Here is a 25,664-nt window from a genome sequence, read left to right on the forward strand (position 1 = left end):
AGTTATTCAATAATGTATAAACTAGAAAATTTAAGTGGAAATTAAAATTGAGCACAGTTAGAATATTTATATTGTTAAGATCTGTAGCTTTGTTGAGTCGATTCTTTTCTGCTATTACAAAGTGCGTTATATCATTGAATAGCTAGGTCTGTATTTGGCCGGATATTTATCTTTTCACACTACCTTTTTTATGAAACGAGTACTATTACTTTCCTCCCTGGCCCTCACGGGCATTTTTGCTTCTTGCGGCGACAAAAACGAAGATGCAGCTCCCAAAACCACCTCGGAGTTATTGATGGCTAAAAGCTGGGTTATCACGGCTTACACCGAAAAGATAGGCAGTGCAAATGCTACCAACGAATATGATTCCGCTCCTGCTTGCTCTAAAGACAACATCTACAAGTTTGAAGCAAACAGCAAGTTTACCACTGATGAAGGAGCATCGAAGTGTTTTTCGGCGCAGACTTTCAACGGTAACTGGGCACTGACAAACAACGATAAAACCTTAACGGCCATTGCCATTGATCAGTCTTCTCAGTCTTCATCTGTAAGTGTTGAATACAGCTTTACTGGTACGATTGAGGAAATTAGCACTACTAAATTTGTGCTTTCTGAATCTGAGACGAGCAACGGCGTCACTACCGTAAACCGTATGACCTTTTCAGCTAAGTAGTACCATAGGACAGCAAAAGCCCCGCTTCCAGCTATTGGAAGCGGGGCTTTTGCTGTCCTATGGTACTACTTGCAATCTAGTGCGCTTGGAGCCAATTGCTGCCGGTGCCTACTTCTACTTCCAGCGGCACGCCGTGGGGGAGGAGCAGGGCGGTAGTCATTAGCTCTTTTACCTTGGGCGTGATGTAGTCGATTTCCTCTTTCACGGCGTCGAACACTAATTCGTCGTGCACCTGTAGGATCATGCGGGTGGCCAGTTTCTCGTCGCGCAGCCACTCGTGGATGTTGATCATGGCCTTCTTGATGATATCGGCGGCGGTGCCTTGGATGGGGGCGTTGATGGCGTTACGCTCGGTGTAGCCGCGCAGAGTGGCGTTGCGCGAATTGATGTCGCGCAGGTAGCGGCGGCGGCCGAGCAGGGTAGTGGCATATTCCAGCTCGCGCGCCTTATTGATGCTCTCGTCCATGAACTTCTTCACGGCGCTAAATTCCTCGAAGTACGTCTCAATAATTTCGGTGGCTTCCTTGCGCGAAATACCGATGCGCTGCGCCAGACCAAACGATGATATGCCGTAGATGATGCCGAAGTTGACGGTTTTGGCTTTGCGGCGCATCTCGCCATCCACCTGATCCAAGGGCACACGAAACACCTTGCTGGCCGTACTAGTGTGAACATCCTGACCTAGGCGGAAGGCTTCAATCATGGTTTTGTCGCCCGAAAAATCGGCCATGATGCGCAGTTCCACTTGTGAGTAGTCGGCGGCCAGCAGTACGTGGTGTTCGTCGCGGGGCACGAAGGCTTTGCGGATTTCGCGGCCTTTCTCGGTGCGAATCGGAATGTTTTGGAGGTTGGGGTTGGTGCTGCTGAGGCGGCCGGTGGCCGTTACAGCCTGGTTGAAGCTGGTGTGCACGCGGCCGTCTAGTTCGCACACCAGTTGGGGCAGCGCCTCCACGTAGGTGGAGCGCAGCTTGGTGAGCTGGCGGTGTTCCAGAATCAGGCCGGCCACGGGGTTGTCGGCGGCCAGCACGCTCAGGATTTCCTCACCGGTGGCGTACTGGCCGGTTTTGGTTTTCTTGATCTTGCCGCCGCCTAGGCCTAATTTATCGAACAGAACTTCGCCGAGTTGCTTCGGCGAGCCAATATTGAATTCCTGGCCGGCCGCCGCGAAAATCTGCTGCTCGATTTCTTGAATGTAGCCCTGCAACTCGGCCGAATACTCACCCATGGCGCTGGAGTCAATCTTCACGCCTTCGTACTCGATGGCCGACAGCACCGGCACCAGCGGGTTTTCCACTTCGTTCAGCAAATCCAACAGCCCCACTTCTTTCAGCATCGGCTCGAATACGTGCTTGAGTTGCAGGGTCACATCGGCGTCTTCGCAGGCGTAGTCCGATACTTCAGCCGGCGGGAGGTCGGCCATAGTTTTCTGATTTTTGCCTTTGTTGCCGATCAGCGAGGTGATGGCCACGGGCGTGTAATGCAGGTAAGTCTCGGCCAGCACGTCCATGTTGTGGCGCATATCTGGCTCCAACAAGTAATGCGCCAACATGGTATCGAAGAGCGGCCCTTGAATCTCGACGCCGTAGTGCCGCAGAATGGTAAGGTCGTACTTGATATTTTGGCCAATTTTGAGGATGCCCGAGGCGTCGAAAAACGGCCGGAACTCGTCAATTAAAGCTTGCGCCGCGGCGTGGTCGTCCTGCGGAACCGGTACGTAATAGGCTTCGCCGGGCAGCCAGCAAAACGAGAGCCCTACGAGCCGGGCCGTCATGGTGTCGAGACCAGTGGTTTCGGTGTCGAAGCTGACTTCGGTTTGCTGAAGCAAGAAGTTGAGCAGCGACTCGCGCAGCTCGGGCGTATCGATGAGGTGGTACTGGTGGGGCACGTCGGCGAGGGTGAGACGCGGCCCAGCGGGCGCGCCGAAGTTGCCCGTTTCGCCTTCCTCGGCCCCAATAGCTACGGCGGCATCGGAGCTGTTGCCGAACAAGCTGGCTTGGCCGGCGGGCACTTTCGGCCGCCGGGAGCTGGACCGAGGGTTTGCGCGGTCAGCAGCGGTTGCTGGTCCTGCGGCCGCCTTCTCGCCGCCATTCAAAATGCGAGCAGCTAATTGCCGGAACTCCAACTCGTCGAACAGGCTGCGAAGTTGGGTTTCGTCGGGCTTGTCGAGTACCAGCTTGTCGGCTTCGAAATCAATTGGGACATTGACGTGGATGGTGGCCAGTTCCTTGCTCATCAAGCCCTGTTCGGCGAAGTTGCGCACGTTTTCCTGCTGCTTGCCCTTGAGCTGGTCGGAGTTGGCAATCAAATTCTCAACCGAGCCAAACTGCTGAATCAGGCTTTTGGCGGTTTTCTCGCCGATGCCCGGAATGCCCGGAATGTTGTCGGAGGCGTCGCCCTGTAAGCCCAGGATATCAATCACCTGCTCGACCCGCTCAATCTCGAAGCGTTGCAGTACGTGGTTCACGTCGAGCACCTCGGCGGCGTTGCCCATAAAGGCGGGCCGGTAGATCTTAATTTTCTCGGTGACGAGCTGGCAGTAGTCTTTGTCGGGCGTCATCATAAACACCTCGAAACCCTGCGCCTCGGCACGCTGGGCCAGGGTGCCGATTACGTCGTCGGCCTCGAAGCCATCCACGACCAGAATGGGGATGTGAAAGGCCTGGATGATTTTTTTGATGTAGGGAATAGCCGTGCCAATGTCCTCGGGCATGGCTTGGCGCTGGGCTTTATAGTCGGCAAAACTCTCGTGGCGAAACGTCTTCTTCTGGGCATCGAACGCCACGCCAATGTGGGTTGGCTTTTCTTTTTGCAGCACTTCCACCAGGGTGTTAGTGAAGCCGAGAATAGCGCCGGTATTGAGGCCTTTGGAATTGACGCGCGGGTTTTTGCTGAAGGCGAAATGCGCGCGGTAAATCAGGGCAAAAGCGTCGAGCAGGAATAACTTCTTGGCGGGTTGGGAAGAGTCGGTCATATAAGGACAAAAGTAAGAAACAGCTACTGCTACCTGGCAGAGAAATGAGCTAGCTTTGCTGATCAGCTTATTTAAACAGCAACAAATTCAACTATGAAAAAATTATTACGCACAGCTTTTCTTGCAGTGACAATCGGCGTTGGAGGGCGGACGGCAAGTGCGCAAACACTCGACCCAACATTTGCCGCTATCGACATTCAACAATCGGGCACCGTGTACAATGCCCTCCAGCAACCCGACGGCAAGTACCTGGTAGGCGGAACCTTTACGCAGGTAAACGGCAGCCCAGCCGTGGGGTTGGCACGTTTGAATGCCGATGGCACGCTCGACCAAGCCTTTACGAATACGGCGGCCTGCCAGTCCAGCATTTTCAAGATCAGGCTACTCGCCAATGGCCAAATCTTACTGCAAGGCTTCTCCATTATAGTAGGTGGCCAGCAGTTCAACACACTCGCTAAGTTAAATGCGGATGGTAGCGTGGCGGCAAACTTTTCAGTAGGAAGTGGAATCCAGCCGTTAACGGTAACTGATGTGGCGGTGCAAGCCGACGGTAAAATCTTGGTAAGTGGCAGCTTTACCAACTTCAATGGAGTGGCAACAAATAATTTGGTGCGGTTGAATGCGGATGGCAGTGTCGACCAAGCTTTCACAACAGCTTTAGGGGCCGGATTCGTTGGTGCCAATGTTGGCGGAGTGACCGTTCGGGGAGTAGAGGTGCAGCCCGACGGGAAGATTCTGGTTTGTGGCAACTTTCAGAATTACAACAACACGGGGCGCAGCGGGTTGCTACGGCTGAACGCCGACGGTTCCCTGGATACCACGTTCAACCCCGTATCCAGTACGTCCACAACCACTGGCGCTGAAGTTTTGGCCGTCGCCTTGGACCCGCGTACCAACTACATTCTGGTTCACGGCTATAGTTTTTCAACTCAGCAGGTTGTTCGGCTCAATACAAATGGTCAGTTGGACACGTCATTTAACTTGTCTGCGGCGCCTACTTGCTTGAGCTTCAGTACTTGGAATAGCGACCAGTTTGTGGTAGATGCCAGCGGCCGAGTGCTCCTGAGCAGTTGCTTTGCCGACTATGGTGGCACAGGTGGCGATACGTACGTAACGCGCTTTCTGGCCAATGGGCAGCGCGATTCGCAGTTTGCTATCCGGCGTCAGCTGGGCGGCAACGTGTATAGCTTGAAAGTTTTGTCGAACGGCAACGTGTTGATTGGCGGCGATTTCAGCCGGTATGGCACCATCCGCAACGTAAGCCTGCTGCAAGTGAACGACAACGCGCAGGCAATAAGCTCGCTGCGCCCGGCCCTTACGCAGCGGGGCAGTGTCGATGATATGGAGTTGCAAAGCAACGGGAAACTACTTGTTGCGGGTCGTTTTTGGCAGATCAATGGGCAAGCTGCCGGCAACGTGGCCCGCCTCAACGCCGATGGTACGCTCGACTCCTCGTTCCAGCTAGCGGGCGTTGATGGGCCGGTTCGGCAAGTTGCCGTGCAGCCTGATGGGCGCTTAGTGCTGGGAGGTACGTTTGCTACTGTCGGGAGTCAGGCGCAGGTTTCACCCGTAGTAGCCCGCTTGTTAGCCGACGGAAGTGCTGATGCGTCCTTCACAGCGCCGCCTGTGGTTTTTACATCCGCACTAAGCTCTTTCAACATGATAAGCGCGCTGGTGGTGCAGGCAGACGGAGGAATTCTGATTGGTGGAAGCCGCATTGATATGGGCGGCTATAATAGTGCGCTGCACCGTTTGTTGCCCAACGGCACCATTGATGCCAGCTATGCCAATCAGGTGGGAGCAGGTGTTCTGGGGGGGAGTGTTGCTAGTCTGCTTGCCTTGCCCGATGGCAAGCATTACGTAGGAGGAACGGGTTTAAGCACAGCGCCCGGCCTGGTTCGCCTCAACGCTAATGGCAGCCGCGACAACAGCTTTGCTGCTGGAATGGGGTCTTCCACCGCTTCTTTTACCGTCAATAAGCTGTTGTTGTTGCCGAACAACCAATTGTTGGCCGGTGGTTTCTTCACTAGCTACAACGGCACGGCCCGCACGCACCTAACGCAACTCAACCCCGACGGGACTATCGATATGAGCTACACTCCGCCGGTGTTAGCAGGCAACGGGGTATCGATGTTGGCGCGCTACGCCAACGGTCGAGTTTTAGTTGGCAGTAGTTTCTTGACGATAAACGGCGCGAGCAACAACACGCCCCTCGTCCGGCTAAATCCGAATGGCTCTCATGATGCCTCTTTCCTGAACGCCGTCCCGACTGGCGTTGGAGCCCTGCTATTGCAGCCCGACGAGTCCTTTGTCGTGAGTGGGAGTTTCAGCACCATTGGTGGTCAGCCCCGCGTGTCACTGGCCCGCTTTACGGCTCCCAACGTGCTAGCAGTCGGTAGCCGCCAAAGCGTGGCCCAGCTAGAAGCGTGGCCCAACCCGGCACGGCAGCAACTGCACCTTAGCCTAGATGCCTCCGCGAAGCCGCAGAAATTGGTGTTGCTCGATGCCCTCGGCAAAACTGTTTTAAGCGAGCCGATAACTAAAGCGGCGCTAACGTTGCCCGTACAGCATCTGCCGGCCGGCGTGTATCTGCTCCGCGTCGACTACGCCGATGGTCCCGTGACCCGACGCGTGGTGCTAGAATAGGCACAACAACAAGGGCCGCAAGTTCTTCTTGCGGCCCTTGTTGTTTAAATTCGGCAGGGCATTAAACGGCTACAGCGCCTGCTTCACTTCAAACGTGAAACTAGCACTGCCCGCAGCTCCCTTGGGGGACAAACCTTGCACCACCACCAAGTAACGTCCGGCCTGGTCGCCGGTGTAAAACTCCAGCTTGCTGGCGTCGGTGCCAGTAGTGGTGGTAATGGCCGGATTCCAGTACAGCAGGTTACGCAGATCGGGTAGTCGGCTTTGCTTTTGCGCGGGCGTATCGTAGCGGGGGGCGTAGAACTCCCGCTGGTTCTGTACGCCTTCGTACTGCTGCACCAACACCCGCGAATCGAGGGGGAAGCCCTCTAGGTCGCCTTTGTACGTGGTAAAACTCACTATCCCGCTGTACAAAGCCATGCCCTGGAAGTAACGGCTGTCAATTACATCCAGCTTCCGGATTTTCAGAGGGTCCATGGCCATCATCTTATTGAGGTTGGAAATGGGCACTCCATCCAGCAGCACCAGCGGGTTTTCAGTGAACATAGTTTTGTTGACTTTATCAACCACCAAGAAGTGAAAACCATCTTTCCGAATTCTGACTACCACGCCCGGTACGTATTCCCGCATCACCTCTTCCAACACTTTAAAGCGCGTGTACTTGTCTAGCAAGTAGGTTTCGTCGGGCTTACCATAAAATGCCATACTGTCGGCGGGCGGTATATTATAGCGGTTCTCGTACTTCTTGGAGTAGATAGTTTGTACCTGCGTCTGAAAATGCCGCTTGGCGTAAGCTTGCTGGAAACGGGTGAGGGGGATGAAAGGCGGCGTGGGCGCAGGGGCGAACTGCTGAGAAAAAGGATTCAGAATGTCAATCCGGTGGGTGCTGTCTTGCTGCGGATCAAGTTGAACCACAATCTCACTGGGTTGATTGAAGTGATTCATCTCAAACTGGACGAGGCCATCTTCGTTGCTTCGGTCGGTGGTGAGCTGGGTGATGCGGCTAGGACTCGACAAATAAGCTATAGCCCCTTTCACTGGTCTGTTGGTGCCGGCTTGGGTGATGCGCCCTTGCACAACGTGTCCCTTTAGCTCCGGTGAGTAGCGGAAAACGGGCGGGGTTGTGGCAAGCGCCTCTTCCCACCGAAACCGGCTCCAGCCTTGGGTTAGCATCAAATTATCAGCGGCTTCCGCAATTTCCGGGCTGGCAGCGGTGAAGTAGTATTCCGGGTTTTCAATCGCGCCTTTCAGGTCCGAAGTTAGCCACAAGTAGCTGTTGATGTCAGTTGTAGGAGCGGTAGTGAGCGAGTCGAGGCGGTACACGGCCATTGATAAAGTAGCGCCGGTGCGTTGCGCCTCTTGAGTAGCAGTGGCTAGCGCTATCGTCACTTTGTCGCGGAGAGAGTACTGGTTTTTATCGGGTCGGGCCGTGATGGAAAGTTTTTTCTTGGGCTGCTGAAAGTACAGCCGCTCGCATAAAGGCTTCTGCTGGGCATCGAACACGGTGAAATGCGAAATGCCATCCAGCAGCTGGCTTTTGTTGATAGTAAAGGTTGCGCGCCCGTTAACTAGTTGTCCCTGAGTTGCCACCGAAACTTTTTGGCGCGAATGCCCCAACAGGAAAACAGTGCCGGGTTGCAGGTCGGTTGAACTTACCGTTAAGGTGAGCGGGTCGGTGCTGCTGTTTTCCAGGTGCATCACGTAGCCTTGCTCGAACACGCGCGGCAAACTATGCTTGGTAACCTGTTTGCCCACTGTAACTAGGGCGGTGTAGGTGGCGCCGGCTTCTGGCACGAGCGTGAAGTTTCCCATCCCAGAGCGTAGCGTTTTGAACGTGGCCACCACCGCGCCGCTCTGGTTTAAGAGCTTGCCTTGCGCGGCCACGCTCGTGCCCGTCTTGGCGGTGATTTTGAAGGCCACTTTGCTGCTGAGTCCCTGCACCAAATTCCCACCCTCCGGAAAGAACTGCACATCATAGGCAGTTGAATCCTTCGGGGCTGCCGAACCAGAAGCCACCAACGGATTGATTATCGTAACGGTGTTCTGAAAGTAGTGCTCGGGCCCAAAGTTCTTCATCCAGCCGGTGTACGCCCGAACGGTGTAAGTGCCTGAAGGTAAAGAGGACGGCAGGGAGAAAGAACCTTGACCAGTAGCTTGCTTTAGAGGGATTTTACCTTGCGCTACTGTCCGTTTTGCTTTGTCGAGCACTTCCACATAGGCTACCGTGCTTACTGGTAGAGGCCGCGAATAAGTGCCTTCCACCGCGTAGACCTTAAACCACATCATTTCCCCGCTCAGATACAGGGGGCGGTCGAGGTGAAGAAAGAGCTTCTCAGGCAAGGCGGCCTGCTGATAACGACGGAACTTGCTGGCAATGCCGCCCAAAGAGTCGGTTTGGCTGTGCGCCGTTCCGATAGTGGCCAGCACCAGCCACAGCACCAACCCGATGTAGGCACCCGGGCCTACCGTAGCCTGACTTTTAGATACACTCATAGTTGTTGCAGCGCATGCGTTTCACGGGAATATTAAGGCCAGAAGCTAGGCTTACCTGCCGTACCACGCGTGCGGCAATCGATACAATCCCGGGACTGAGCTGTGTACCCAATCAGACCACTAGATTCAAAGAGTGGTCCAATGGGAAAATAAGCAGACCCACCAAAAGCTCCCAGTAGTATCTGGGCGATAGGAGGTTGAGGGGGTGGTTTGAAAAAAAAGACGCTGTCAGGGGGGACACAACGCTCGTAGCCGGTCTGCACAAACCAGGTACGGGGCAATTCGGCGCGGCGAATGAAGATGCGCTTTTCCTCTACCGAGTGCGCCCCGATATAGCCTAAGGCCAGCTCCGTTTCGTCGGTGAGGCAGTGAACATTGCCGGTAACCTGAGCCGGAAGCGGGTCAAACAAAGTACCGATGTTTTCGGTGTTCTTTTTAAGCAAATCCCAATACATATATTCCTCGGCTGTTTGGGCGTACTGCTTTACCAATAGGCTGTAGGTGGTGTTGAATTGGTTGGCAGTGGTAGGAAACGAGCGGAGCAAATAGTTGGAGACAATATCCTGGTTCAGCCGGGTGGTATTGGTGAGTTCGATATCGACGGACTTGAAGGTGCCCCAGCACAGACGCGGGTACGGGGTGGTAATGTCTTGAATGCGGTTGTTCCTGTACTCAACCGCGGGCGCATAGGGAGGCGTGATTTCCCAGGTTTCCTCGTATTCCCAGCGGTAGTACTGAGTGGCGCTGGTGTTGTCGTGGCTGTTAACGTAGATGTTGAGACCGGTCGGCACGGCTTGCCAAGCAACATTATCAATGGGAGGCGTGGTTTTGACTATTACAAAATCGGAAGCGTAGTCTTTGCCGCCAGTTGCGCTTATAAAAAGCCGATATCTTTTCGTCGGGTTCAAGCGCAAAGGAGCGGACGTGTAAGTGCCCTGACTGCTTTCTCGGAGCACGTTGCGCACCCCGTTTTCCTCTTCCAGATACACAGTTGCCTTCGCTTCCTTGGGTGCCGCCGCCGCTGAACTGATGTTGTAGGTGCGCGAAAGGTTTATCGTCGTAATACCGTTGCTGTTAATAAAGCCGTCTACCACCAAAAAATTAGTATCGGCATTGATAGCCTCGGGCATGTAAGAATCGATACACCCAGATAAGAGGAGGACTACGCACCAGGCCAGAGCCACTCGAAGAGAGAAAAGTGCCCGCATCTAGAATTTGAAATTGTAGGTGATAGTTGGAATGGGCTGGCCGAAAATAGAAAGCTTGTACCCCTTGATTTGGCCGTTTTCTGATTTGAAATAGATTGAATACGGGTTTTTGCGCCCCGTGAGATTATAGACGCCAAGCGTCCAGGAGCTATGCGCTAGTTTCTTCACCTTGTGGCTGCCTTCTATGTTCAAAGCAAAATCGGCGCGGTAGTAGTCGGGCACCCGATAGGCATTCCGGTCCGAGTAATACACCCGTAAGGAGTTGGCCACGTAGTACTTTGCCAGAGGTAGCGTGATTGGGCGACCGGTGCTGTAGGTGAAGTTCAGCGAGCTGCTAAAGCGCCGGCTGAAACGATAGTTGCCGATCATCGTGAAATCGTGCGGCTTGTCGAAGTTACTGGGGTAGTAGCGGCCGCCATTGATCATGTCGGAGGTGGTACCCGAGTTCACCTGCACTAGGGAGCGGGAATACGTGTAGCTTACCCACCCATTGGCCTTGCCGGTTAGCTTCTTTACCAGCAATTCCACGCCGTACGCCTTGCCTAGCGCATTCACAATGTCGGTTTCGATGTGGTGGTTCAAGATGAGGGTAGCCCCGCTTTTGTAATCCACAAAGTCCCGTAGCGACTTGTAATACGTTTCTATGGACGTTTCAATGGTGTTGGACTTGAAGTTGCGGTAGTACCCCACCGATACCTGGTCGCCAACTTGAGGGCGGATATTAGAGTCGCTGAGCTTCCAGATATCAGCCGGCGAGACGGAGGCCGTATTGGAAAGCTGGTGAATGTACTGGCGCGTGCGGTTGTAGCTAACCTTCACCGACGAATTATCGGACAGTGAATAACGCGCCGACAAGCGGTACTCCGGGCCGTGGTAAGTGGCGAGCACCTTTCCCGACTGGTACTGAACTGTATCAGTTATCGAGCTTTCGGTTTTGGATAGGCCCGGAGCGTATTGGTACACCTCCCGTGGCCCCAAAGCATTGAAGAGCGAGTAGCGCAGGCCAATTGAGAAGGAAAGCCGCTGGTTGATATCAATCCGGTCGGAGGCGTAGAAGGCACTTTCCACCGCCCTCTCGCGGGCCAGAATGTCGGGGCGAATCAGTGAACTATCGCCGTTAGGCGTTAGGCTGCCCGGCGAGATATTGTAGAACAGCGAGCTAACGCCAAAATCGATAGTGTGCTTGGCGTTAGGAAAGTAGCTGAAATCAACCTGTGCGTTGGTTTGGTTGATGCCGTACTTTAGGCTCGACGCATTAACCGCGTTTTCCACGCTGGTTATATCGTAGGCGTAGTGGCTGTAAGCGCCCGTAAGCACGCTGTAAAGCTTGTTGTTGAAGTTGTGCTGCCACTTCAGGCTGGCATTTTGATTCACATATTGGTACGAAGTATCGCTGGCCAGTTGAAATTTATCGGCGCTGAGGTAACCGGTAGCATAAACCGAGTTCTTCTCGTCTAACTGGTAGTTGAAATGGGCGCTGAGGTCATAAAAGGAAGCAGAACTCTGCCGGAACGAGCTGTTGGACAAGCGGCGCAGAATCCAGTCGGAGTAGCTGGTACGGCCACTAATAATAAACGCGCTTTTGTCTTTCACGAGGGGGCCTTCCAGCGTCAGGCGGCTGGTAAGCGGACCGATGCCGCCGGAGCCCGAAAACTTCTTCTTGTTGCCTTCCCGCGTTTTGATTTCCAGCACCGAGGATAAGCGCCCGCCGTACTTGGCCGGAATGGCGCTTTTGTACAGCTCTACCGTTTGCAGAATATCGGGGTTGAAGGCCGAGAAAAAGCCGAACAAGTGCGACGGGTTGTAGATGGTAGTGCCATTGAAGAGGATCAGGTTCTGGTCGGTGGCTCCACCGCGCACGTTTAGGCCCGTACTGCCTTCCCCCACCGATTTCACACCGGGCAGCGTGAGCACTACGCGCAGAATATCGGTTTCGCCGAAGGCAGTGGGCACTTGGCGCATGGTTTTGATGTCGAGCTTTTCGAGGCCCATCTGCATCCCCGAAACGTTCTTGTCTTTTTCGGCTTCAATCACCACTTCTTTCAGCGGCGTGATATCTTCTTCCACTTCAATTTCCAGCTTGGCATTGCCGCGCAAAATCACTTGGCGCTTGGTGTTCTTGATGCCAATGCCCCTGATTTTAATGTCGTAGCGCCCTACGGGAAGGGTGAGGGAGTAGTAGCCGAATTGGTCGGTGCTCGTGCCAACGGCGGGGTTATCGGTGTAGATGGTGGCCCCAATGGTAGGCTCCCCAGACTTCAAATCCCGGATATGACCAGCAAGCGTCGCCTTGCTGCCCGCCGCGCCGCCAGCGCCTAGCTCGTACACTTTAAACTCAGCTTCACGCACGTAGCGCGACCGAACTGTTGCACTAGGCCGGGCAACTGTTTCGTTGGTTTGCGCTGTAGCCGCCCCGGCTTCCGGTGGTGCTGGCCGAAAGAAATCTTCCGATAAAGTAGGATCAATAGGTATGCCCGAGGTAATAAAAACCCGGTTTTCATCATCGATAGCGAAGTGGAAAGGCGTATTCTGCAACGCTTGCTCTAGTACGCTGCGTAGGGGTTGCTCCTGCGTTTGCAGCGTAACATAGAGGCTGTCGACGGCAGCCGGGTCGAAGTAGAAATGAACAGTGGTTTGCTGCTCTATTTGGCTAGCAAACTGCTCGAACGGCAGATGAGTGAAATTACCACTGACCTTTCTTTCAATTGGCTGCTGACCGTAGGCGGTGAAACTGGCTAGAGTAAGAAGGAAAAGAAATAGGCGGTACCTGTGTTTCATAGAAAGCGCTAGATAACTCGAAGGGAAATAACGCACTAGTATATTTAAGTGCATTATTTTGCGGCCAAACTACAGTAGTATTCAACCAGTTGCACTATAGAAGATTCACGAGTCGATTTTTTGAATTTAAGTTTTTTAGAGCTGCTGTATTTTTTCAGTTCTTCACTTCGATCCGCCAGTATTTTTAAGATGGAGCTTTTTTTATTGACAGTATGATACGCGCCATTCTTTTTAAGAAATAATTTATCGGTTACAATAAATTCGACGTTTATGTAGGTGTTTTCTATTTTCTCCTGCATTTGTTTAGATCGGTTTGCTAATAATTCCACATTTCCATCAACCAAAACCTCATAGAAACCAGTGCGAAGAATTTGATCCGACAAACTGTCTATTACCACTCGTGTGAAGCGGTGCCCGCCAAGAGTGAAATAGCTCACTTTTTCGTTGATAAGGCGTAGGTAGAGTGGCGTAGTAGGATGTTGCAGTACAATTTGCTGAAGCACTACATCGTAGGTGAATTGCAGGCCAGAGAAATACTGGTTGTTGTAATAGAGATTCCCATTTTGCTTTTCGGCAACTGCAAAAAGTTGGTGCCCGGTTTTTTTGTGGTACCGCGTCGAATAATCTACATATTGGGGGCCGTTGAATAATTGCGGATGAACGGGATAATAGGCGCCGTACTGCTTTTCGAATTGCGTTATGGCCGATGTTACGAGCGTTGTATCCTCAGAAGCGGATTGCGCAAGCACTGGCTGACAAAGCACAAATAGAAATAGAAGAAAGAAATTAATAGTTAATTTCATAAGCTAAAATAAAAAATCATCATTACCGCCGGAACAATTAAATGCGAATATGCAGTGTGCAAACTGAGTTAGACAACAAGCATCAGGAAATTTAGATAGCTGGGTGTAAGCAACCAGCACCGCTCTAAAGATGGTCGTTCAATATAAGCATACCTATCAGTAATATGATGGAATAGAGAAATTAGTAAAATGGGCCGCATCGAAGCGGACAAACTTGATGCACCGAGCACTTTTTTAGCCGCTAGCCCGCAGGGGCAGCTTGAAAAGATAGGAAGGAGCATACACCTTCTTTCCAGAGCAAACCACCAACGAAATGGCTGCGCCGATAGGCGGGCTGCCTCGCATTGTTGGAGGTAGTTTAGCTTTACCAATCAATACTAAAGAGCCTATCCACCTAAAACCAGCAGGCTAAGCTTGTTGAAGCACGACGTTGCTCTAGGTGGATAGGGCCTACATGACAGCACTAACGTCTTACCACATGCGGCTTTTTATTCAGTTGTTTTTGCTATACATACTAGCGCTTTCAACTGCGGCGCAAGCCCAAACTACAGCAGCTACCTTGCTGCCCTCGAAAGAAGAGCATAGTAAAATGGTAGCGGAGTTTCAGGCCGAGCTGAATGCCGAATACAAAGACGCCAGCCGCTCGCCATTGGCCGTGGCAGTGCGAAACGAGTTTGCCGGGCTGCCTTTCTTCCCCGTCAACTATGCGGCCTGCGTGCAAGCCCGTTTTGTGCGCGACTCCACGCAGACCCCGTTTGTGATGCAAACCAGCAATGGCCGCAAGCCCTTGTACCGCAAATACGGGGAGCTGCACTTCAGCTTCAACGGCCTCCCGCAGCACCTTACGGTGTACCAAAGCTTGAGCTTGCAGCGCACAACGGGTTATGAAGATTACCTCTTCGTACCCTTCACCGACCAAACCAACGGGCACACCAGCTACGGCGGCGGCCGTTATCTAGACCTGCGTACCAGCCAAATCAAAAACGGCCAACTGATACTTGATTTCAACCGCGCCTACAACCCATTTTGTGCTTACAGCTCAGCTTATTCCTGCCCGGTGCCGCCCGCAGAAAACCGCTTGACGGTGGCTATTGAAGCGGGCGTAAAGAGCGACCATTAAGTAGCCGGCCGAAAGTCGTAAGTAATTGGCATGTAGCTAACTACTTGCAACTCCCGGCCAATTATGAGTGTTAAGGCTTCGGTAGCGTGGCAAATAGGTCAGGGTAATCGGTGATGATGCCATCTACCTGCAACTGCGTGAGGCGCTCAATGTCGGCGGTGGCATTTACGGTCCAGGGAACAACTTGAATGCCTTCCTTGTGGCAAGCCTCGACCAGCGGGGCGGTTACGAGCTTGTAGTTGGGACTGTAGATGGTGGGCTGGAAGCTGAGCCGTGCTAGGTTGGCTTTCAGGCCTTGCAGGTTCTCCACCAGTAGCGCAGTGTGCAGCGTTGGCTCGGCTTGATGCACCAGCTCCAGCGTGCGCGGATCGAACGACTGGATGGTGGCGCGGCTTGCTATACCCTTGGCCCGGACCACCGCCAGCAGCAACTTTACAAACTCGGGTGGCGCCGGATGCAGCTTGCCGTCCCCTTCCGGGGAGGTTTTGGTTTCGATGTTGTAGCGTGGAGCAGGCAGCTTTTTCAAGCGGGCATACGCCTCCGCGGAGTCGATAACTTCGGCTAGCAGGGGTTTGTAGGTGCGCAGCTTCTGCTGCCGCGGAAACTTGGGGTTGCCGTGGCTTCCTACATCGTAGCGGCGGATTTCGGCGTAGGGAAGGGCGTAGAGGCGGTGTTTCTGCTCGTCGGCTTTCTGGATGGGCTGCCCGTTGGGGGCTAGCACAAAGTCGGCGTTCATGTAGGGGTCGTGGGAGAGGAGCAACTGGTTGTCCTGGCTCACCAGCACATCCATTTCCAGGGTGGTTGCGCCCAAGTCTTGCGCTTTGCGCATGGCCGGAACCGTGTTTTCGGGCATGAGGCCGCGGCTGCCGCGGTGGCCCTGCCGGTCGAATGTGGTGGTTTGGGCCGTGGCGAAGTGAGCAGTCAGCAACACCAAAAACGAAAGCAGGGGCTTTATCATAACCAAAGAAAGGTAGCATAGAAACGGTAGAGCCGCGCCACTACTCGTCTCCGTGTTGCTTGAAATGAACCAGGCAGTCCACTAGTTATAGTAACAACGAGGAGACGGGCAGCGGCGCGGCTCCACGCCATCAAAGTCCTTATGCCGACAGCGTATCGGTGTAGACTTGCCCGAACCGGTCGGTAACTTCCACGCGGATTTCCTTGGCTTGCGCCGACACGCCGGCCACAAACAGGTGGTCGGTGAGGGTAGGATCTACGAATTTGTGTTTGGCAGGCAAATTCGGACCACCATGGAGCCGCACCGAGAGCGGGTCGAGGCCGGTGTATTGCTGCATCTCGCCGCGGCGGGTGCCGTCTTCAAACCAGGCTACTTTCCAACTCGGGTCCCAGTTCCAAACGTTCACCACCAAATCGTCGGGGCGGTCGGGCAGGCTGCCTTTCGGGTAGATGCGAAACTGGTGGCTACGCTCCTGTCCAATGGCTTTGTAGTACCACTTTATTTCGCTGCCGCGCACCTCGTACACGCCGTAGCCGCCGGGCGTACCGTCGGTGCAAATCGGGCCGGTCCACCACGCGCCGCACACGGTGCCGTGCACGTGCTCCACCACGTTTTCCTCGGTTAGCAGCACTTCGTTGAAGTGCGTATGCCCCGACATGATGTGCGCTTTGTAGGGCTTCAGCAAGCGGTACAGCTCCTTGCGGTTGGACACCACGCCGCCCATAGGCTCTTCTTTGTCTTTGTTGCGCAGATGCTGCCGGGTGTAAGGCGGAATATGCAAACTTACTACCACCGTGGCACCCGGCTTTACGTGGGCCAGGTCCTGTTCCAGCCACGCCAGTTGCCGCTCGGTAAGGTAGCCGATGTACTTTTTGGGTGGTCCGATGAAGAACACATCATCGAGCACCACATAGTGAATCTCGCCTCGGTTGAACGAGTAGTAAGTGGGGCCGAATAGTTTCTTGAAGGTAGCGGCGGAATGGTCGTCGGTGCGGGCCGTGAGGTCCAGGTCGTGGTTGCCGATAACCTGAAAGAACGGAATGCCGGTGCTGGCCACGCCCTGCTGATAATCGTCGAACAGCTCGAAATGGTCCCACACCAAGTCGCCGCAACCGATGCCGTGAAACAAGGTGTTTGCGCCGTAGCCGGCTATCAGCTTCTGCGTGTCGGGTACGGCGTTGGCTTTGAACTCGGCGGCATCGGCCTTGGATATCATCTGCGGGTCGGCCCACACAATAAAGTTGTGCTGTGTATCGTCCTGAGTGAGCTTGCGCAGCTCGAAATCCGCCTTGACACGGCCGCGCACGGGTTCTTTTTTGCGGTAGAAGCGGGCCACGCCCTGCTCGTGCGGAAACTCGTAGCCGCGCGGTACCGAAATATACACGAACTCAGTGGCGCCGCTGCTTTCCAGAGTATACTGGCCCTTGGCATCGGTGAGCGTCACGGTAATGCCATCAGTAACGGCCACGCCCGCAAGGCCTTGGCCTTGGGCGTGCACTTTGCCGCTAACCGTGGCTACTGCCACCTCCTTATCGGGGTTAGCTGTTTTCGGCCGGGCCAACCCAAGGTTTGCGTCCAGGGTCACACCCAAACCCGCCAAGCCAATTGATTTTAGGAAGGTTCTTCGTTGCTGAGACATTATTGCCGGTGTTGAATGGGAGTAAGCGTGCTGAATGTAAAACCTGTCTCATCAGGCATCATCACTCTAGTAGACTAGTCACTAACTACTTTTCCCACCATACTTTGGTGTTCACATCGTCGGGGCCCATGGTTTCCACGACGGTGCGGTAGTTGTCGCCGTTGTTGGTTTGCACTACCAGCGGGTACTTGAAGCGCGTTGGCATGGTGCCGTTGTTCTGCAAGTCCTGGCCGCGGGGCAGTACCGGCAAGCCGGTGCGGCGATATTCGAACCACTGCTGGTAGTCGTTGAAAAACAAGGCGTAATACTTCTGTAGCATGATGCGCTCCAGCGTGCCGTTGTAAGCTGCCGCCGCATTCTGGAAGTAGGTGGCCGGTACCACGGCGCCCCACTGCTCGATGGCGGCGCGCACGCCTCGTTCGTAGTGGGTGCGGGCGTCGGCGGTGGTATAGCCTTTCTGCGCGGCTTCGGCCTTAATGAACTCCACTTCGGCATAGCTCATCAGCACCGATGGCATGGGGGCTGCCACCGTTGCCGTAACCAACGCAATATTGAAGTTGGAGGGTTGATACTGAAACTGCGCGTCGCTGCCGCCGTAGGCGCTCGGAATGCCTCTGTAGCCGATGGTGCTGCGGCCGTCCTTGGTTCGGGCCTGGGTGTTGAATCTGGCCAGGCGCGGATCAGTCCAGGTGTTTAGGTTGTCGATGAAAAACGAGGCCGCCGCCCGAAACGTAGTGAAGTCGATGGCCCGGCCCCAGGGCGATATGTTGGGCGCCACGCCCGTGAACTTAAAGATGGCGGCTTCGCTATTCTGCGTGAACACCGGGTACTTGGTGGGGTCGTTGATCATGGCCGCCAACCGAGTAGGAGCGTTCATCTCGGGGCGCTTGGAAACGCGCAGCAACAGGCGCATCCGGAGCGAGTTGCAAAAGCGTTGCCAACCAGGTACGCTGTTGTTGTAGAGCAAGTCGGTGCCGTAGGTCATGGCCCGGGTGGTGCTGAACAAGCTGTTGGCGGCGTCCAGGTCGTCGAGCAGTTGGGTGTAAATCTGCTGCTGCGTGTCGAACTTCGGGTACAGCAGTCCTTCCTCGGCACGGCTGGCTTCGGTCATGGGCACGTCGCCGAAACAATCCGTAAGATTGGAGTACACCCAGGCGTTCAAAGTCAAGGCTACGGCTTCGTAGTTGGGGTCTTGGGCGGCCACGGCCGCGGCGCGCATTTCCCGAATGTTAGTTAGCCAGCGGTAGTAGGTTGTCCAGGTGGAGTTGCCCGCGCTTTCGCTCACCACGTAGCGGTGCACCCCACCCGATACGCTCGGAAACGGCAGCGCCACCTGCATAATATCGAAAGTGAAGGCGTCGGCCCGGCTGGTGTTGAAAGCCGCCAGCTCGTACACAATCGGGTTGAGCAGCGTACCCGGACTGATTGTCTCGATGCGGTTAGGGTCGGTGTTCAGTTCTTCGAACCCATCGGTGCACGAAACCATGCTGCCACCCAGAGCCAGCAGCAAAAGCGTTATGTATTTTTTCATTGGAAATCGAAAGGAAGGGCCAGAAAATTTTCTAGAACGTCATGCTTCGACCAGCCCAACATGGCAGACTGATAGCCCAGCAGCGGCCGTTAGAATTTTAGCGTGAGGTTGACGCCCATGGTGCGGGTGGAAGGGAGTTGCCCGACTTCCACGCCCGGCATAATGGTGCCGCCGTTGAGGGCCGCCGTTTCCGGATCGAACATGGGAAACTTGGTCCACATAGCCAGGTCGCGGCCGTAGAGGCCGATGGTGGCGCCAGTCAGGGCCTTGGTGCGGGCTAGCAACGCGGCGGGCAGTGTGAAGTCGAGGCGGGTTTCGCGCAGCTTCAGGAAGGACGCATCAAACGAGTTGCTCTCGATGTTGGCCCGACGGTAATACTCGGCGTAGAAAGCGGCCGGAATGACCTTCGTTTCATTTGGCGAGTAGGTGCCGTCGGGATTCGCCACCACGCCGTCACCGATGATAAAGCCTTCTTCGCGGCCCGGCAACGTGGATTCAAGCTTGCCCTGCTCCATCATTTTGTGGTGGGTCTGGGAGTAGATGCGGCCTCCGTATTGGCCATCAAACAGCACGCTCAACCGAAAACTCTTGTAGCTGAACTCGTTTAAAAAGCCCCCCTTCCAGTCGGCGAAGGCCCGCCCGATGTACTTGATATTAGCTGGCTGCACCGGCAGGCCGTCTTTGTTGTAGATGATCTTACCGTCGGGCGAGTAGTCGAAGCCGTAGCCGTAGATGTCGCCGGTAGTACCGCCCACGGTGGCCAGCAACGTGGCCGTGCCGCCCTGGCTGATTACCTGCTGGTCAGTAAGTTCCTCGGCCAAACTCAATACTTTATTGCGGTTGCGCGCCCACGTAACGGTATTTTCCCACTTGAAGGCCCTGTTATCAATGGGGCGGCTGTTGAGTACCACTTCTATTCCCCGGTTGCGCACCTCGCCCGCATTGAGTAGTGCGCGGGTGTAGCCGGTAGTCGGGTCGATGGGTACATCCAGAATCTGGTTTTTCGTGGTGTTCTGGTACACCGTCAGATCGGCCCCAATGCGGCCCTGGAACATCAGGTACTCCAGCCCAACCTCGTAACTGACAGTTTCTTCGGGCTTGAAGTTTTTGTTATACAAGGCGGTGGATAATTGTGCTGCGCCCGGAAAGCTGCTACCGTCATAATACTTTGTGACCCTGTAAGGATCGGCATCATTGCCGACCTTCGACACCGATAACCGTAGCTTCGCCAGCGAAACAGACGTCGGCATGGGCAGCAGCTCGTTCAGAATAAAGCTGGAACTAATGGAGGGATAGAAATACGAGTTGTTTGCGGTTGGCAGCGTGCTTGAAAAGTCGTTGCGGTGGGTCAGGTCGATGAAAATCTTGTCGTCGTAGGAACCCGTAACCAGGGCGTAGTAACTGTTGATATCCTTATCGCCACTGTAAACCCCCAGTAGCGGACTGCTTAGCCCATTGGCCAGCTTATACACGCCCGGAACTACCAAGTCTCGTACTGAGGCATCGGTGCTGCGGTTGCGGGTACGCCTAGCGTTGCCACCCACCGACGCCCGCACATCGAAGTGCGAGCCTAGCTGCTTTTGGTAAGTGAGCAGGAAGTCGGTGTTTACTTCGTAGTTGTTGATATCCTGCTGTTTGTAGTAGCCTCGCTGGAAGTTGGCCGTGCTGTACGGGCGACGCATTTCGCGGCGTTCCTGCGTCATGGCAATGCCCGAGCGCACCATTAGGCTTAGGTCAGGCGTGAAATTATAGGTGCCCGAAATATTGCCTATGGTAGTGCGCGTCGTTGAAGAGTTGGTCATCTCATAGGCAATCAGGTAGGGATTGTCAATGAAAGAGCTGAACGGGTGTACTTGGTCAACCTGGTCGAAGCCATTTTTCCAGATGGTGCGGTACGCGTCGAGCGGCACGTTGGGGTTCTGGAAAATCATAAAGTACGACAACGACTGGTTGTTGTAGCCGGTAGCGGGCAGGTTGTCGCTCGTGCGATTGATGAAGTTCACTTTGCCCGCCAGCTTCAGCTTGGAAGCGATGGTATGATTTACGCTCAAGGCCGCCGTTAGCCGCTCGAAGCCGGTATTAGGCATGATCCACTCGTTTTTGGAATGCGTAATGGAAGCCCGCGCTGAGCTGGTTTCGTTGCCGCCTTCCAGCGCTACGCTGTTGGTAAGTGTGGAGCCAGTCCGAAAAAAGCCTTTGATATTGTCTTTGTAAGGCACCCAGGGCAGCCGCTCCGCTGATTGGGCTTGCGTAACGGGGTCGTACTGGTAATAAAGCTGCCCGTTGAATTTTGGTCCGAAAGCACTGCTGGTACCGCCCGTGTTGGCGCCATCGGCAGAGGCGCCATAAGAGTAGTACATCTCCCCGTCTGCGTTGAACGAGCGGCCAGTGCCTTGGCCATATTCATACTGAAAGTCAGGCCATTTCAGTACAGTATTTACGCTGTAGTTGCTGTTCACCGTCACGCCGAGACCTTTGGTTTTGCGTGCCCCGCTTTTGGTGGTGATAATCAGGGCCCCGTTGTTGCCCCGAGCCCCGTAAAGTGCCGCGGCGCTGGCGCCTTTCAGCACCGTGATGCTGGCAATGTCATCGGGATTGATGTCGGCAATGCCGTTGCCAAAATCCACCGGTACGTCGTTGCCGGAGCCGGCTCCATACGCACCACTTCCTGAAGGCAGGGAACTGGTTAAGCCACTGTTCATTGGCACGCCATCAACTACAATGAGGGCGTTGTTTTTATTGGGGTCCAGCGAGTTGTCGCCCCGGAGCGAGATGCGCGTGGAGTTGATCGGACCTGAACCCGGCGAAATCAGATTCAGCCCCGCCACCTTGCCCGACAAAGCTTGGGAGAAGTTGTTGGGTCGCGCTTCGAGTAGTGCATCCCCGTCGATGGTTTGGGTGGCGTAGCCTAGTGCCTTCCGCTCCCGCTCGATGCCGAGGGCCGTCACTATTACTTCGTTGAGCTGCTTGGCATCGGGTGTTAGCCGCAGGTTCAGTTGAGTTTTGCTCTCCACCGCTACCTCCTGCGTGAGGTAGCCAATGAAGGTGACCAGCAGTACCGCATCAGGACTGGCGCTAATCGTGTACGCGCCCTGCGCATCAGTGGAAGTACCCGTTGTAGTGCCTTTCACTACCACCGTCGCGCCGGGAAGCGGCTGGCCCTGGTCGTCGGTTACGGTGCCCGAAATAGTTTGGGATTGTGCAGAGGCAGTAGGGCTTAAAAAAAGCATAGGAATACCCGTGGCACAGAGCGTGGCAGCTCGGGCTAAGTAACTGTGAAGCATGCTTTTGTAGGTTTGTTTCCAACCGCAAAACTACTTGTGCTTCGTTACCAGAATGTTACTCCAAGAATATGAAATTATAAGCTTTCAAATAAAATTATACAACATCAACAGAATGTAACTAACTCGATAATCGGCTAACCACTACAGTTTTATAAAAGATTTAGAGCCTATTTAGCTTGTTGCTGAAAGTCAGTAGACTGATGCAAAGACGCCTACTTGCGTTTCCCATGCGCAAATCGTTCAACGACGAGATGCAAGTGGGCGTCCCTACATCAACCTGTCGACTTTGCCGTCAACTGACTAGCTTCTTAGCAATTCAGTGTCTAGGCCTTAATCTAAACTTAGTTGATGGCGTAATGCCATACTGCTGCGCATCAAGTAGTAAGTAAAAGAAGGCAGCCATTCTGATAACCGCTTTTGGCAGCTTGCCGGTACTATTGCATGGGCTATTGAAGAGCTTCCTCAAGCAGCAGCAAATCACGTCTCTTCCAACGCCGCTGTTCAGGGGCCGTACAGCTTCTTCATGCGCTACATTTCTCTTGACCTCGAAACTTCCGGCGGGCGGCCCCAACGCCATCAGATTCTGGAGCTGGCCGCCGTGGTAGAAGACACCAAGCACCCACTACCGCTGCCAGAACTGCCAGCTTTTCGGCGCATCGTGCGCCACCCCGAGTACGTGGGCACCGCCGGCGCGCTGGCCCTCAATGCCCGCTTGCTGCAAGAGCTAGCCGGAAAGGAGCCCAACCCTGAACTCTGCACACCCGATGAGCTACTGCCGCAACTGCGGGATTTTCTGCTGCAACACAACTTCAAGACCGACAAAAACGACTGCATAAGTGTAACGATGGCCGGCAAAAACATTGCGTCCTTCGACCTTGGCTTCCTGCGCGAACTGCCCGGCTACGGCACCTTAGTACGCGCCGAACCCGCCATGCTAGACCCCGCCGTTTTCTACCTGAACTGGCGCAAAGATTCCCGCCTGCCCACCATGACCATCTGCAAAGCTCGGGCTGGTTTCACCGACACCAGCGTAGCGCACGAAGCCTTAGCTGATGCTTTGGATGTAGTACAGTTGCTACGCCCGTTCTATGAACTGCCATTCTATAAGAACCTTACTTCCTAACTCGTTTTTGACTTTGGGAAAGCCAGTGAAACACCAAAGAACCCGCTGATTATTCAGCGGGTTCTTTGGTGTTTCGCCTAATTCTGGGAAGCTAGAAGCTATTCGAGGCGCCCGTCAAGCGGGAAGAGGAGTGAAGCTTAGCGCCACTTACCAGTCGCCGCTGGCACCGCCGCCCCCGGAGCTGCCGCCGCCGAAGCCGCCGAAACCGCCGCCGCCACCACCGCCAAAGCCGCCCCCGCCGCCACCAAATACGCCGCGGCCGCCCGAAAAGTCGCCGAAGATAATGGGGGGTATCATCATGCCACCCCCGAAACCGCGGTTGTTACGACCGCCGCCGCCCCCTCGCGAGCGGAACAGCATAAACAGAATTAGCGCGCCGATTATCAGCCAAAAGGTCCAGCCAGAGCCACTGTCGTCGTTGCTGCGTTGGCGGGTACGGGTGGTTTGGTCGGCTTTGTATTCGCCCTTAGCTAGCGCAATAAGCTGGTCGGTAGCCCGGTCGAGGCCCTGGTAATATTGCTCTTCTCGGAAAGCCGGGACGATGGTATTGGATATGATCCGCTTGGCCAGCGCGTCCGGAATGGCGCCTTCTAGCCCGTAGCCGGTTTGGATGCGCGCTTTCTGCTCCTTGCGGGCAACGAGCAGAAGCACCCCATTGCTGGTCCCCTTTTGTCCGATACCCCAGGTTTCATAAAGTTTCTGAGCGTAATCGGCGATTTCGTAGTCGCCGAGCGTGGGCACCGTCACGATGGCTATCTGCGAGGAAGTGGAGTCGTTGTAATTCACGAGCTTCTGTTCCAGCGCCGCCACTTCGTCGGGCCGCATCATGCCGGCCAAGTCGTTGACGAGGCGCGGGGGCGAAGGGCGAGGCGGCACCTCCTGGGCCAAAGCGCCTAGCTGTACGGCTAGCAGCAAAAGCGCTAACAGCAAGGGCCGGAGCCAAGTCCGATATAGTACAGGGAGGGGTTGCATCATACGTGGGGGGGCTGCGGCGTGCCTCCGCCAAAGGAGATGGAGTCGTCGAGTTCGTTTTTGTCGGTCACGGAGTTGTAAGGGAAATAGCGTTTCAACTGCTCGCCTACCATCCGAATGCCATGTTCGAGGCCCGCCGCGTATTTCTCGCTGCGAAACTGGCTGAGCACGGTTTCTTTGGTGGTTTCCCAGAAATCGTCGGGTACCGCGGAATTGATGCCAGCATCACCGATAACGGCGAACTGGCGGCTTTTCCAGGCCAAGTAAAACAGCACCCCATTGCGTTGGGCAGTACGGTGCATGTTTAACTCGGCAAATACTTGCGCGGCCCGGTCGAGGGGTTCCGGCGTAGGGCAGGTGTCTTCTAGGTGCACCCGGATTTCACCGGAAGTCGTGATTTCAGCCTGCCGAATAGCAGCAACGAGTGCTGCTTCCTGCTCGGGAGTGAGAGGGTTGGTCATACTAGGTGGGAGTTTAGGGCTAGGGGTGTGGGGCGGAAAAAAGGCATACTGGCTGGAGCCGAAGCATCTTGGTGAGGCAGTGAACTTGTCTGCCGCACATAAGCAGCGGGAGGAGTACTCCGGCTCCGCTCAGTACAACAGCTACCACTACCACCAAGCCGAAGAAATACTTACGGGCGCCACATCAAGCAGGGCGTATTTTCTGCCTGTGCACCTTCCCAAGTCCTAACCAACCAAATTAAAACTGGACCGTTGGGGCTTTCTGAGATGCAGGATCAGCCTCGAAGTAAGGCTTCTCGGCAAAGCCGAACATACCGGCAAACAAGTTGTTGGGAAACGACTTCACGAAGCCATTGTAGTCGTTGGTGGCCGTGTTGAACTTGTTGCGCTCCACGTTGATGCGGTTCTCGGTGCCTTCAATCTGGGCTTGCAGCTCCTGGAAGTTGGCATTGGCTTTCAACTCCGGATAGTTTTCTGATACGGCCAGCAACCGGCCCAAACCACTGCTAAGCTGGCTTTGCGCTGCCTGAAACTTTTGCAGGTTTTCGGGGGTGAGCTGATCGGCCGAAATGTTAACGCCAGTAGCATTGGCGCGGGCCTGTACGACGGCTTCGAGGGTGCCTTTCTCGAAATTAGCAGCGCCTTTCACGGTGTTCACCAAGTTCGGAATCAGGTCAGCGCGACGCTGATAAGCACTCTGCACGTTGGCCCATTGGCCTTTCACGGCTTGGTCGCGGCTTACCATGCCATTGTAGCCGCACGACGACTGCGAAAGAAGAATCACCAGACCGGCGAAGTAGAGAAGGAAACGTTTCATGAGGGAGAGAGTTGGTGAATTAGTGAAGTGGTGAAGAAATGAAATGATCAGAGCGTGAATTCAAAGTTCTAGCGGTGCAACGTGCCCAGGTTGCACCGCTTGAATAGGGAAAGCACTATCTGGCAATTTCACAACTTCACCTTTCTGTTGTGCCAAAGTACGAATTCACGCCGCAGCGGTTGTGTAT

The 25,664-nt window shown here is 54.6% G+C and carries 16 protein-coding genes; 4 read left to right on the plus strand and 12 right to left on the minus strand.

Annotation, left to right across the window (positions count from 1 at the left end; translation table 11 throughout):
* The first annotated feature begins 190 nt into the window (after positions 1 to 190).
* A complete protein-coding gene (locus ACFE7X_RS11920) occupies positions 191 to 673 on the plus strand; it encodes a hypothetical protein (protein WP_375435894.1) in 483 nt (160 codons plus the stop codon).
* A gap of 76 nt (positions 674 to 749) precedes the next feature.
* Here ACFE7X_RS11920 and polA read toward each other — a convergent pair whose 3' ends face one another.
* Positions 750 to 3,644 (minus strand): DNA polymerase I, encoded by a 2,895-nt coding sequence (gene polA / locus ACFE7X_RS11925; RefSeq protein ID WP_375435895.1) that lies wholly within the window; start codon positions 3,642 to 3,644, stop codon positions 750 to 752.
* 93 nt (positions 3,645 to 3,737) lie between these two features.
* Between polA and ACFE7X_RS11930 the strand changes: the two genes are divergently transcribed.
* A complete protein-coding gene (locus tag ACFE7X_RS11930) occupies positions 3,738 to 6,290 on the plus strand; it encodes a T9SS type A sorting domain-containing protein (RefSeq protein ID WP_375435896.1) in 2,553 nt (850 codons plus the stop codon).
* Positions 6,291 to 6,359: 69 nt separating this feature from the next.
* Here ACFE7X_RS11930 and ACFE7X_RS11935 read toward each other — a convergent pair whose 3' ends face one another.
* From ACFE7X_RS11935 to ACFE7X_RS11950, 4 genes are all read right to left on the minus strand, one after another.
* Positions 6,360 to 8,783: a hypothetical protein gene (locus ACFE7X_RS11935; RefSeq protein WP_375435897.1), complete on the minus strand. Its 2,424-nt coding sequence runs from the start codon at positions 8,781 to 8,783 to the stop codon at positions 6,360 to 6,362.
* Positions 8,784 to 8,815: 32 nt separating this feature from the next.
* A complete protein-coding gene (locus ACFE7X_RS11940) occupies positions 8,816 to 9,913 on the minus strand; it encodes a DUF4249 domain-containing protein (protein WP_375435898.1) in 1,098 nt (365 codons plus the stop codon).
* Positions 9,914 to 9,991: 78 nt separating this feature from the next.
* The gene (locus ACFE7X_RS11945) at positions 9,992 to 12,769 is read right to left on the minus strand and encodes a carboxypeptidase-like regulatory domain-containing protein (protein ID WP_375435899.1); all 2,778 of its coding nucleotides are present in this window, start codon (positions 12,767 to 12,769) and stop codon (positions 9,992 to 9,994) included.
* 53 nt (positions 12,770 to 12,822) lie between these two features.
* The gene (locus tag ACFE7X_RS11950) at positions 12,823 to 13,572 is read right to left on the minus strand and encodes a hypothetical protein (RefSeq protein ID WP_375435900.1); all 750 of its coding nucleotides are present in this window, start codon (positions 13,570 to 13,572) and stop codon (positions 12,823 to 12,825) included.
* A 478-nt stretch (positions 13,573 to 14,050) separates the two neighbouring features.
* On the opposite strand from ACFE7X_RS11950, the gene ACFE7X_RS11955 reads away from it, so the two are divergent.
* Complete coding sequence (locus ACFE7X_RS11955; RefSeq protein ID WP_375435901.1) at positions 14,051 to 14,692, plus strand: DUF1684 domain-containing protein; 642 nt, start codon at positions 14,051 to 14,053, stop codon at positions 14,690 to 14,692.
* A 70-nt stretch (positions 14,693 to 14,762) separates the two neighbouring features.
* Here the strand turns inward: ACFE7X_RS11955 and ACFE7X_RS11960 are convergent, their stop codons facing one another.
* The 4 genes from ACFE7X_RS11960 to ACFE7X_RS11975 all read right to left on the minus strand — a co-directional run bounded on the left by ACFE7X_RS11960 (position 14,763) and on the right by ACFE7X_RS11975 (position 22,104).
* Positions 14,763 to 15,650: a glycerophosphodiester phosphodiesterase family protein gene (locus tag ACFE7X_RS11960; RefSeq protein ID WP_375435902.1), complete on the minus strand. Its 888-nt coding sequence runs from the start codon at positions 15,648 to 15,650 to the stop codon at positions 14,763 to 14,765.
* Positions 15,651 to 15,789: 139 nt separating this feature from the next.
* On the minus strand, positions 15,790 to 17,289 hold the full coding sequence (locus tag ACFE7X_RS11965; protein ID WP_375435903.1) for a calcineurin-like phosphoesterase C-terminal domain-containing protein: 1,500 nt from the start codon (positions 17,287 to 17,289) through the stop codon (positions 15,790 to 15,792).
* 85 nt (positions 17,290 to 17,374) lie between these two features.
* Positions 17,375 to 18,820: a SusD/RagB family nutrient-binding outer membrane lipoprotein gene (locus ACFE7X_RS11970; RefSeq protein WP_375435904.1), complete on the minus strand. Its 1,446-nt coding sequence runs from the start codon at positions 18,818 to 18,820 to the stop codon at positions 17,375 to 17,377.
* Positions 18,821 to 18,909: 89 nt separating this feature from the next.
* On the minus strand, positions 18,910 to 22,104 hold the full coding sequence (locus tag ACFE7X_RS11975) for a SusC/RagA family TonB-linked outer membrane protein (RefSeq protein WP_375435905.1): 3,195 nt from the start codon (positions 22,102 to 22,104) through the stop codon (positions 18,910 to 18,912).
* A 523-nt stretch (positions 22,105 to 22,627) separates the two neighbouring features.
* Between ACFE7X_RS11975 and ACFE7X_RS11980 the strand changes: the two genes are divergently transcribed.
* Positions 22,628 to 23,227 (plus strand): hypothetical protein, encoded by a 600-nt coding sequence (locus tag ACFE7X_RS11980; protein ID WP_375435906.1) that lies wholly within the window; start codon positions 22,628 to 22,630, stop codon positions 23,225 to 23,227.
* A 147-nt stretch (positions 23,228 to 23,374) separates the two neighbouring features.
* Here ACFE7X_RS11980 and ACFE7X_RS11985 read toward each other — a convergent pair whose 3' ends face one another.
* The 3 genes from ACFE7X_RS11985 to ACFE7X_RS11995 form a co-directional block, all read right to left on the minus strand.
* The gene (locus ACFE7X_RS11985) at positions 23,375 to 24,202 is read right to left on the minus strand and encodes a TPM domain-containing protein (RefSeq protein WP_375435907.1); all 828 of its coding nucleotides are present in this window, start codon (positions 24,200 to 24,202) and stop codon (positions 23,375 to 23,377) included.
* Positions 24,199 to 24,660: a TPM domain-containing protein gene (locus ACFE7X_RS11990; protein WP_375435908.1), complete on the minus strand. Its 462-nt coding sequence runs from the start codon at positions 24,658 to 24,660 to the stop codon at positions 24,199 to 24,201. Before ACFE7X_RS11990 ends, ACFE7X_RS11985 begins: the two co-directional genes overlap by 4 nt.
* Positions 24,661 to 24,898: 238 nt before the next feature.
* Positions 24,899 to 25,477, minus strand: a complete 579-nt coding sequence (locus ACFE7X_RS11995; RefSeq protein ID WP_375435909.1) for a LemA family protein — start codon at positions 25,475 to 25,477, stop codon at positions 24,899 to 24,901.
* Positions 25,478 to 25,664 lie beyond the last annotated feature (187 nt).

This window comes from uncultured Hymenobacter sp. (assembly GCF_964242765.1).
In the GTDB taxonomy this organism is placed as follows: domain Bacteria; phylum Bacteroidota; class Bacteroidia; order Cytophagales; family Hymenobacteraceae; genus Hymenobacter.

Bases quoted from the DNA above. Each gene is read 5' to 3' on its own strand.
- ACFE7X_RS11920 (WP_375435894.1), top strand. From the start codon at position 191: ATGAAACGAGTACTATTACTTTCCTCCCTGGCCCTCACGGGCATTTTT.
- polA (WP_375435895.1), bottom strand. From the start codon at position 3,644: ATGACCGACTCTTCCCAACCCGCCAAGAAGTTATTCCTGCTCGACGCT.
- ACFE7X_RS11930 (WP_375435896.1), top strand. From the start codon at position 3,738: ATGAAAAAATTATTACGCACAGCTTTTCTTGCAGTGACAATCGGCGTT.
- ACFE7X_RS11935 (WP_375435897.1), bottom strand. From the start codon at position 8,783: ATGAGTGTATCTAAAAGTCAGGCTACGGTAGGCCCGGGTGCCTACATC.
- ACFE7X_RS11940 (WP_375435898.1), bottom strand. From the start codon at position 9,913: ATGCCCGAGGCTATCAATGCCGATACTAATTTTTTGGTGGTAGACGGC.
- ACFE7X_RS11945 (WP_375435899.1), bottom strand. From the start codon at position 12,769: ATGAAACACAGGTACCGCCTATTTCTTTTCCTTCTTACTCTAGCCAGT.
- ACFE7X_RS11950 (WP_375435900.1), bottom strand. From the start codon at position 13,572: ATGAAATTAACTATTAATTTCTTTCTTCTATTTCTATTTGTGCTTTGT.
- ACFE7X_RS11955 (WP_375435901.1), top strand. From the start codon at position 14,051: ATGCGGCTTTTTATTCAGTTGTTTTTGCTATACATACTAGCGCTTTCA.
- ACFE7X_RS11960 (WP_375435902.1), bottom strand. From the start codon at position 15,650: ATGATAAAGCCCCTGCTTTCGTTTTTGGTGTTGCTGACTGCTCACTTC.
- ACFE7X_RS11965 (WP_375435903.1), bottom strand. From the start codon at position 17,289: ATGTCTCAGCAACGAAGAACCTTCCTAAAATCAATTGGCTTGGCGGGT.
- ACFE7X_RS11970 (WP_375435904.1), bottom strand. From the start codon at position 18,820: ATGAAAAAATACATAACGCTTTTGCTGCTGGCTCTGGGTGGCAGCATG.
- ACFE7X_RS11975 (WP_375435905.1), bottom strand. From the start codon at position 22,104: ATGCTTCACAGTTACTTAGCCCGAGCTGCCACGCTCTGTGCCACGGGT.
- ACFE7X_RS11980 (WP_375435906.1), top strand. From the start codon at position 22,628: ATGCGCTACATTTCTCTTGACCTCGAAACTTCCGGCGGGCGGCCCCAA.
- ACFE7X_RS11985 (WP_375435907.1), bottom strand. From the start codon at position 24,202: ATGATGCAACCCCTCCCTGTACTATATCGGACTTGGCTCCGGCCCTTG.
- ACFE7X_RS11990 (WP_375435908.1), bottom strand. From the start codon at position 24,660: ATGACCAACCCTCTCACTCCCGAGCAGGAAGCAGCACTCGTTGCTGCT.
- ACFE7X_RS11995 (WP_375435909.1), bottom strand. From the start codon at position 25,477: ATGAAACGTTTCCTTCTCTACTTCGCCGGTCTGGTGATTCTTCTTTCG.